Below are 9,819 nucleotides of genomic sequence, written 5' to 3'. Positions count from 1 at the left end.
ATATAAAAATATTATTAATTCATAATAATAAAATAAATATATGAAATTTACCTAATTAGAAATAAAAAAATTAAAATTGTAAATTTTTAGAAAAATCATGGTTGAATTAACTTGACAAAAATGTTATTCTTTTGTCAAATGTATGTTAAATTATAAATTTTTAATATTATTTCTAGAGGGGATGATTTTATGCAAAAAAATGTAAAAAAAGCAAAAGCAACAGGCTCTATTCTAGCTATATTTGGAGTTGCAAGTGTTCTTTTTAGTTCGCATGCAGGAGGAGGGTTTGCTACAGGTAATCAAGAAACACAGTATTATGTGCAATATGGATGGATTGCACCACTCATGGCAATTTTAGCAATGATTATACTTACTGCCACTATGAGAGAAGTTATTATAATGTATAATAATAATAATTGTAAGAATTATAAGGACTTATTTTGTGAACTTTGGAAGCCATATCCAAAGCTTGAAATAATATGGGAGATATATTATTATCTAATGGTTTTAATAGCTGTAAGTGCTGTCATAGCAGGTGCAGCAGCAGTTTTCCAAAGTATAGGAATTAATTATTTTATAGCTGTCTTTATTATCGGAATTGTACTTCTTGTTTTTACTATATTTGGAGCTATGCTTGTATCTAAAGCAGCAACAGCAATGACAATAGCTATATTAGTATGTACTCTTACTATTTTTATAGTGGGTATAAAAGCTAAAGTACCAGAAATATCTGAAATATTCTCAAACAGAACAAGCTTCACACCTGGATACTTTAAGCCAATACTTAATACTTTTATTTATGCAGGATTCCAATCAGTTGTTATACCAACACTTGCAAGCTGTTCAAGACCACTTCTTAAAAATTCCAAAGAAGCTACTAAAGCAATGCTAGTTTCATTTGTTATGAATGCAGTTGCGTTGGGGCTTGCTGTAACTATGTTAATGGGATGGTATAGAGAATTTACTGCTGCGGGACAAACAACACTTCCTACTCTTTATGTTGCAGGTCAATCTGGAAATAATACTATATTCATAATTTATAATGTAGCACTATTCCTTTGTTTGATGTCTACAGGAGTAACTACAATATTTGGTCTTGTAAATAGATTTGAAGACCATAAAGCACTTTCTTTCTTTTCTTCAAAAATGAAAAGAAGAGTCTTTACAGCATGTTCAATAATGGTAGTATCAATGCTTATATCTCTGACAGGGTTAAGTAATATAGTTAAATATGGATATGGATATTGTGGTTATCTTGGTCTATTCACTATAGTTATACCTTTTCTAACATTGGGTCATAATAAGAATAAGAAATTTGCAAAAGAACATCCAGAAGCTAAATGGCCAGCAGAGTTAGATGAGAATGTTGAGAATTTATAGTAAACAAAATAATATAAAATAAAGTGAAATATAAAAATGTATGTGAATTTACATAAGATAAGTACACATACATTTTTATTTAAATCATTTTTATTTATACAACAAAGGGGTTGTCTTAAACTTGATTTTTTTCTAGTCAAATTTTAAATTCAACCCCTTCAATAGTTAGCTTATATATTATAATTCTACAATTCTTCTATTAATTTTAGATTCTATAGCTGCTTCAATTTCACTTAACATTCGCTCATTTTTAGGGTCAATAAAAGCACAAGTATAACCCTGTTCTCCAGCTCTACCAGTTCTGCCAATACGGTGAATATAGTCTTCAGGCGTTTCTGGTAAATCGTAATTATATATATGACTTACTCCAGATATATCAAGACCTCGAGAAGCTACATCTGTAGCTATTAAGTATTGTATTTCTAAATTTCTAAATGATTTCATTATTCTTTCTCGCTTTGATTGTGCAATATCACTATGCAACTTTTGACAATTATATCCTCGTATAGCAAGAGCCTCTTCAAGATTGTCAACTCTTCTCTTAGTTCTACAGAATATTATAGCCATAAAAGGATTGTCTTCGTTTAAAACACTGCATAAAGCATCTAATTTCTTTCTATCTGTAGTTTCTACTACTTCTTGCTTTATATTAGTAAGAGTAATTTCTTCTTTTTCAATAGAAACAACAACTGGATTTTTTGTATATCTATAAGCCAATTTTTTCACTTGAGAATCCATAGTTGCAGAAAAGCATAGTGTTTGCTTTTTATTTGAAGTTTCTTTTAAAATAGCTTCAACTTCATTTTTAAATCCCATAAGCAACATTTGGTCTGCTTCATCTAAAACAAAAGTTTTTAATTTGCTAAGGTCAATTGTTTTTCTATTTAAGTGGTCTAGAAGTCTACCTGGTGTTGCTATAATCATATGAATATTTCCTTTTAATTTTTTTATTTGAGAACCAATGTCTTTTCCACCATAAGCTGCTAGAATATTTATATCCTTAGACTCTTTAAGTTTTATAGCTTCTTCTGTTATTTGAATAGCAAGTTCTCTAGTTGGAGACAGTATAAGTACTTGTATATCATCTATATCTAATGATATATTCTCAAATATCGGAAGCAAGAAAGCCAGTGTTTTACCTGTCCCAGTCTGCGCTTCTGCTATGACATCTTTTCCTGATTTTATTAAAGGAATACTTTCTTTTTGTATAGGTGTAGGTGTTGTTATTCCTGATGTTTTTATAATATTTATAGTATCTTCGCTAATTCCTAAGCTCTTAAAATCCATTATTATCTTACCTTTCATGAAAAATTTTCTATTTTATTAATCAATTAATAATATCATATTTGTAAGTATTTTTAGTAATTTTTTCGATTATTATTTATATAGTTTAAAAATATAGTGTATAACTCTTAAAATATAGTGTAGATTAAATTAAATTTTAGCTAGAATTTTAGAGGTTTATTTTAAAAGGTTTTTTGAAAATAATTCTATTTATAAATTAAATTAAAATGCAAGAAAAACATAATAACTTTCATTTTTAAGAAGTTTTCACAAAAAGGAAAAAATATAGTGCAATAATTGATACAAAGTAATATAATAGATTACAAGATATGAAAAGCTAAAAAAATAAATTGCAAATGAAATTAAAATGAATAAAAAATAAAAAAATAATCAAAAGTTAGAGGCATCACTGAAAAATAAGACATAATACTATTAAAACTAAATGTATACTAAGGGGGGCATTAATATGTGCATTATATCAAAAGATAGAGCAAAGGAAATCAAAATAGTAGATACTACTTTAAGAGATGGGGAACAAACAGCTGGGGTTGTATTTGCAAATAGAGAAAAAATAATGATTGCTGAAATGCTAAGTGATTTAGGTGTTGACCAAATTGAAGTTGGTATACCTACTATGGGTGGAGACGAAAAAAATGTAATAAAGCACATATGCAATAGAAATTTAAAATCAGATATAATGGCTTGGAATAGAGCAGTGATAAAAGATGTTGAAGAATCTATTTCTTGTGGTGTTGATGCAGTAGCCATATCAATATCAGTATCTGATATTCATATAGAAAATAAACTTAGAACTTCTAGAGGTTGGGTTTTAGAAAATATGGCTAAGACAGTTGAATTTGCTAAGAAAAATGGATTATATGTTTCAGTAAATGGAGAAGATGCTTCAAGAGCGGATATCGACTTCTTAACTGAGTTTATAAATGTTGGAAAGCAAGCAGGGGCAGATAGATTTAGATATTGTGATACTGTAGGAGTTATGAATCCTTTTTCTATAAAAAATGCAATAGAAACTCTTTATGAAAGAACTAATTTTGACATAGAAATGCATACACATAATGATTTTGGTATGGCAACAGCAAATGCACTTGCAGGATTAGCAGCAGGAGCAAACTATGTTGGAGTTACAGTTAATGGCTTAGGAGAGAGAGCTGGAAATGCAGCATTAGAAGAAGTTTTAATGGCGCTTAAATGCATCTATAAATGTGATTTAAATAACGTAGATACTAGAAAATTTAGAGGAATATGTGAGTATGTGTCTCAAGCATCAGGAAGAATGCTTCCTACATGGAAACCAGTAGTTGGAGATAATATGTTTATACATGAATCAGGTATACATGCAGATGGAGCTTTAAAAGACCCACATAACTATGAGCCATTTGACCCAAGTGAAGTAAATCTTGAAAGAAAAATAGTAATAGGAAAGCATTCAGGAAGAGCAGCTGTAATAAATAAATTGAGTGAATATGAAATGTATATTTCTCCAGAAAACGCTACTAAATTATTAAATGCTATAAGAGCTACATCTATAAGATTGAAAAGAAGTTTGATGGATAAAGAGATTCTTCAATTATATTGTGATATACTAGCACATGAAAAAGGTACAACAGAAGAAGAAGCAGTTAGAGGTTCATATATTTAAGATATAATTGTCTAGGAGGAAAGTATGGGAGATAATATAGTTTATAAAATAATCAAAAAACATATAGTGGATGGAGAGGCTGTTGCTGGCAATTCAATTGGGATAAAAATAGACCAGACTTTAACACAAGATTCCACTGGAACAATGACATATCTTCAATTAGAAGCTATGGGTATAGATAAAGTAAAAACAAAAAGAAGTGTTGCATTTGTAGACCATAACATGTTACAACAAGGATTTGAAAATGCAGATGACCATAAATATATACAAACAGTAGCTGATAAATATGGTGTTTATTTTTCTAAACCAGGAAATGGTATCTGCCATCAAGTATTTTTAGAAAGATTTTCAACACCAGGAGATACACTTTTGGGTTCTGATAGCCACACACCTACTGCTGGTGGTGTTGGTATGATGGCTATTGGTGCTGGGGGACTAGATGTTGCTCTAGCTATGGCAGGAGGAGCATACTATATAAAAGCACCAAAAGTCTGTAAGGTAAACTTAGTTGGAAAATTAAATAATATGGTATCTTCAAAAGATATAATATTAGAAGTGTTGAGAAAACAAACTGTAAAAGGTGGCGTAGGTAAAGTCTATGAATATGGAGGAGAAGGTGTTAAAAATCTATCTGTTCCACAAAGAGCCACAATAACAAACATGGGAGCTGAGCTTGGAGCAACTACTTCAATATTCCCAAGTGATGAAAAAACACTAGAGTTTTTTAAGAGTCAAGGAAGAGAAGATGCATGGATGGAACTAAAACCTGATTCAGATGCAGTTTATGATGAAGAGATTACTATAAACTTAGCTGAATTAAAACCATTAGCTGCAAAGCCTCATAGTCCAGACAATGTAGATGAAGTTGAAAATATAGGAAAGATTAAAATAGACCAAGTTGCGATAGGAAGCTGTACAAATTCTTCTTATGAAGACTTAATGAAAGTAGCTCAAATCTTAAAAGGAAACAAAGTTCATAAGAATGTAAGTTTAGTAATAGCACCAGGCTCAAGACAGGTTATGGAAATGATAGCTAGAAATGGAGCTTTAGGGGACATAATAAGTGCTGGGGCTAGAATATTAGAAAATTCTTGTGGACCATGTATAGGTATGGGTCAATCTCCGGGAACTGATTCTGTATCTTTAAGAACTTTTAATAGAAACTTCTATGGAAGAAGTGGAACCCTATCAGCACAAGTATATTTAGTGAGCCCAGAAGTAGCAGCAGTAAGTGCTATAAAAGGAGAACTTACAGACCCAAGAGAGTTTGATGTTAAATTTGAAAACTTAGATGTAAATGAATTTTTAATAGATGATAGTATGATAATAAAACCTTCTGATGTAGGAAGTGATGTAGAAGTAGTTAGAGGTCCTAATATAAAACCTTTCCCTCTTAACACAGAACTAAGTAAGTCTATAAGTGGAAAAGTAATATTAAAGACAGAAGATAATATAACTACTGACCATATAATGCCATCAAATGCCAAGTTACTTCCTTTTAGAAGTAACATACCATATCTTGCAAACTATTGTTTTAATACTGTAGATACAGAGTTTCCTCAAAGAGCAAAAGATAATGATGGTGGATTTATAATTGGTGGAGACAACTATGGACAAGGTTCAAGTAGAGAACATGCTGCCTTAGCACCACTATATCTTGGTGTTAAAGGGGTAATAGTGAAAAGTTTTGCAAGAATACACAAGGCTAATTTAATAAATAGTGGTATAATTCCAATGGAGTTTTGTGATGAAAAAGATTATGAAAACTTATCTCTTTTAGATAGTTTGGAAATACCAAATATTTTAGATAATTTAGATAGTGGTGTTTTAGAGGTTAAGAATACAAGTAAAGGAACTTCTTTCAAAATTAAAGTAGAATTATCAGCAAAAGAAGTTGATGTATTAAAAGCAGGTGGAAAATTAAATTACACTAAGAATCAAGCTAATTAATATGAAAAGAGGGAATATTGATGTATAAAGTGACACTTATACCAGGAGATGGAATAGGACCAGAAGTTGCGAAAGCTATGAAAAAGGTTGTAGAAGCTACTGGGGTAGAGATAGAATGGGAAGAAGTTAATGCAGGAGAAGCAGTTATTGAAGAATATGGAACTCCACTTCCTCAATATATTATAGATAGTATAAAAAAGAATAAAATAGCTATAAAAGGTCCAATCACTACTCCTGTAGGGAAAGGATTTAGAAGTGTAAATGTAACTTTAAGACAGGCATTAGATTTATATGTTAATTTAAGACCAATTAAGAGTTTTAAAGGTATAAAGTCAAGATATGAAGATGTTGATTTAGTGGTAGTAAGAGAAAATACAGAGGATTTATATGCTGGTATAGAGCATAAGATAGGTGATTATGCAGCTGAAAGTATAAAGATAATAACAAGAGGTGCAAGTGAGAGAATAGTTGATTTTGCATGTAACTATGTTAAAGATAACAAGAGAAAAAAAGTTACTGCTATACATAAAGCAAATATAATGAAAATGTCTGATGGCTTGTTTTTAGATGTATTTAGAGAAGTAGCATCAAAACATGGTGTTGAGTATGATGATTTAATTGTAGATGCAGCAGCTATGAATTTAGTTTTAAATCCAGAAAATTACGATGTAATGGTAATGCCAAATCTTTATGGAGATATACTATCTGATTTGGGAGCTGGTCTTGTTGGAGGATTGGGTATAATTCCAAGTGCAAACATTGGTAAAGATTGTGCCATATTTGAAGCTGTTCATGGAAGTGCTCCACAAATAGCTGGGCAAAATAAAGCTAATCCAACAGCACTTATTCAATCATCAGTAATGATGCTTAGATACCTAGGGGAATATGAAAATGCACAAAAGATAGAAACAGCTTTAGAAAAAGTATTTCTTGATGGAAGTAAATTAACTGTAGATTTAGGTGGTTCAGCTTCAACTACTGAATTTGCAGATGAGGTATGTAAATATATTTAGTTGTTATTTATAATAAAAATATGATGTAAGTCTTAAAAAGAGCTGTTAATTGTATATTGAACAATTAACAGCTCTTAATTTAGTTTTATAATAGCATATTTGTAAGCATCCAGTCAAAAATAAAAATAAATGTAAAAAAGTTGTTTTTTTTAGTTGAACATTCAACCAATATATGGTAATATACAAATATAGTTGAAAGTTCAACTAAAAATAGTTTGAATTTAGAGGTATTGATTGGAGGTGTATTTGATTAAAACTTTAGACAGTAATATATTAAGAGAAGTTGGTACTTTATCTAGAGCAGTAAATTCAATAAATGATATGAAGTACAAAGAATTAAAGTTACAGAAAGGGCAATTTACTTTTTTAACACGAATTTGTGAAAATCCTGGTATAAACCTTATAGAATTATCAAATGTGTTAAAAGTAGATAAGGCTACCACAACAAAAGCGATACAGAAGTTAATAAAAGCAGGATATGTGGATAAAAAGCAAGATGAGTTTGACAAAAGAGGATACAATTTAACTCCAACTAAAAAATCTTTAGAAGTATATGAGTTAATAATTGAAGAAGAAAATAGAAGTATAGAAATATGTTTTAATAATCTTACAGATGAAGAGAAGCAAACAGCAAATAATATACTAGAGAAAATGAGAAAAAATATAGAAGAAGAATGGTTTAAAGTAAAAAGATAATAAATTAAAATATGAATATAAGGAGATATTTTTATGATTAGAAAAGCAAATGTAAATGATTTAGATAGTATTATGGGAATTATAAAATCAACAGTAGAAGAAATGAAAGGCTATAATAATACACAATGGGATGAAAATTATCCATCAGATAAAGACTTTGTTTCTGATATTGAGAAACAAGATTTATATGTAGAAGAAGTAGATGGAAAAATAGCAGGATTTATATGTATCAATTATGATGAACCTAAAGAGTATATAGATTTAAATTGGTCATCTAATGAGAAGGCTATGGTAGTACATAGAATGGCAGTAAATCCAAGTTTTAGAAAGATGGGAATTGCATCTAAACTAGTTGATTTTGCTGAAGAATTAGCTAAAGAAAACGATGTATCATATTTAAAGAGTGATACATATTCAATAAACTCAAAGATGAATTCATTGCTTATAAAATGTGGATTTATCAAAATTGGTGAAATGAGTTTCCTAGGAAAAGAGAAATCTTTCTATTGTTATGATAAAATATTATAAAAAGTATTTATCATACAAAGGCTAGAGAATACATTTTCAGTATTAGTAGGGGCATAATGTAAGCCAAATGTATGCTATTATGAAAGGGTTGATTTAGATGATTGAATTTCTAAAAAAAAGAAGAAGTATTAGAAAGTATAAAAATGTTGAAGTAGAAAAAGAAAAGCTAGATAAAATATTAAAAGCGGCTCTTTTAGCACCATCATCAAAGGGACTTAGAACATGGGAATTTATCGTGGTAGATGATAAAGAAACATTACTTAACTTATCTCAATGTAGGACTAAAGGTGGTGGGTTTTTCCTAAAAAATGCACCTTTGGCTATTGTAATTATTGGAGATAAAGAAAAAAATGATGCTTGGATAGAAGATGCAAGTATTACTGCTTCATATATACAACTTCAATCTCATGAGCTTGGATTAGGTTCTTGCTGGATACAAGTAAGAAATAGGATGCACGATGATAGTATAGATGCGGATAAATATATTAGAGATGAACTGAACATACCTGATAAGTATAGTGTAGAATGTATAATTTCTATAGGCTACCCTGATGAAGAAAAAAAATCATACTGTGACTCTGATTTGGATTATGAAAAAGTTCATTTTAATAAATTTTAATGTATAATATATTATATTAAGACAGTATGTTTTTTTGATATTGTTAATATATATTTAAAATTGTAAAAATATATCTGAATTTTACTAACTTATATAAGGGTTATGTACAAGGATTTTAAAGATAAGTATAGAAATTAATGTTTATAATCGATACATAACTAGAGTAACAAAATTTAAGGAGGTTCAAATATGGGTATATTTAAAACAAAAATTGATGAGGATTGGAAAGTAAACTACATCAAAGAATTTAATGAAATGAGAGACTCTTATGAAAGTAAGCTTCAAAAAAAACAATTTGAAGTAGATAGTTTAAAATCAGAATTAGATAGACTTAGAAGCTATAAAAATAGTCTTAAGCCAAAGGAAAAGCAAATTACTGATGATGATATAAATAATATAAAAAACTTGAGAAGAGATGGTTTAAGCTATAAAGAAATTTCAAGTGAAACAAGTTGGAGTAAAGCAACTGTGAGTAGAGTATTAAATGGACTTTACGATTAGTATATACATGGGGTGATTTAAATTGGGGATGAAGTATAGTTATAAAAAATGTATAATGGATTCTATTTCATTGATGTTCATAGTTCAGATAGTAAGGATGATTTTAAATTATATACTTTTAAGTCAATTTGAATTTACCCTTGAAAATTTTAATATTGTAAATTTAATTTCTTTTACACTAGTTGGAT

General features: G+C 29.4%; 9 protein-coding genes. 8 read left to right on the top strand and 1 reads right to left on the bottom strand.

Annotation, left to right across the window (positions count from 1 at the left end):
- Nucleotides 1-189: 189 nt before the first annotated feature.
- Nucleotides 190-1,380: a hypothetical protein gene (locus tag KGF50_RS18105; protein WP_227849358.1), complete on the top strand. Its 1,191-nt coding sequence runs from the start codon at nt 190-192 to the stop codon at nt 1,378-1,380.
- Nucleotides 1,381-1,557: 177 nt separating this feature from the next.
- On the opposite strand, the gene KGF50_RS18100 is transcribed toward KGF50_RS18105, so the two are convergent.
- Nucleotides 1,558-2,685 (bottom strand): DEAD/DEAH box helicase, encoded by a 1,128-nt coding sequence (locus tag KGF50_RS18100; protein WP_227849357.1) that lies wholly within the window; start codon nt 2,683-2,685, stop codon nt 1,558-1,560.
- Nucleotides 2,686-3,130: 445 nt separating this feature from the next.
- Between KGF50_RS18100 and nifV the strand changes: the two genes are divergently transcribed.
- The 7 genes from nifV to KGF50_RS18065 all read left to right on the top strand — a co-directional run bounded on the left by nifV (nt 3,131) and on the right by KGF50_RS18065 (nt 9,631).
- Nucleotides 3,131-4,324: a homocitrate synthase gene (gene nifV, locus KGF50_RS18095; protein ID WP_227849356.1), complete on the top strand. Its 1,194-nt coding sequence runs from the start codon at nt 3,131-3,133 to the stop codon at nt 4,322-4,324.
- Between the two features lie 24 nt (nt 4,325-4,348).
- Nucleotides 4,349-6,274, top strand: coding sequence for an aconitate hydratase (locus KGF50_RS18090; RefSeq protein WP_227849355.1), 1,926 nt, complete (start codon nt 4,349-4,351; stop codon nt 6,272-6,274).
- 20 nt (nt 6,275-6,294) lie between these two features.
- Nucleotides 6,295-7,287, top strand: a complete 993-nt coding sequence (locus KGF50_RS18085) for an isocitrate/isopropylmalate dehydrogenase family protein (RefSeq protein WP_227482972.1) — start codon at nt 6,295-6,297, stop codon at nt 7,285-7,287.
- Nucleotides 7,288-7,533: 246 nt separating this feature from the next.
- Entirely contained in the window at nt 7,534-7,983 is a 450-nt protein-coding gene (locus tag KGF50_RS18080; RefSeq protein ID WP_227849354.1) for a MarR family transcriptional regulator, read from the top strand.
- A 33-nt stretch (nt 7,984-8,016) separates the two neighbouring features.
- Nucleotides 8,017-8,511 (top strand): GNAT family N-acetyltransferase, encoded by a 495-nt coding sequence (locus KGF50_RS18075; protein WP_227849353.1) that lies wholly within the window; start codon nt 8,017-8,019, stop codon nt 8,509-8,511.
- Nucleotides 8,512-8,608: 97 nt separating this feature from the next.
- Nucleotides 8,609-9,130 carry a nitroreductase family protein gene (locus KGF50_RS18070; RefSeq protein ID WP_227849352.1) on the top strand — a complete coding sequence of 174 codons (522 nt, stop codon included), beginning with the start codon at nt 8,609-8,611 and terminating at the stop codon, nt 9,128-9,130.
- A 189-nt stretch (nt 9,131-9,319) separates the two neighbouring features.
- Nucleotides 9,320-9,631, top strand: coding sequence for a helix-turn-helix domain-containing protein (locus KGF50_RS18065; protein WP_227433351.1), 312 nt, complete (start codon nt 9,320-9,322; stop codon nt 9,629-9,631).
- Nucleotides 9,632-9,819: the final 188 nt, after the last annotated feature.

The sequence above is a fragment of the Clostridioides sp. ZZV15-6598 genome (assembly GCF_020657705.1).
GTDB classification, from domain to species: Bacteria; Bacillota; Clostridia; order Peptostreptococcales; family Peptostreptococcaceae; genus Clostridioides; species Clostridioides difficile_F.
This window is presented reverse-complemented; position numbering and strand designations above follow the sequence as displayed.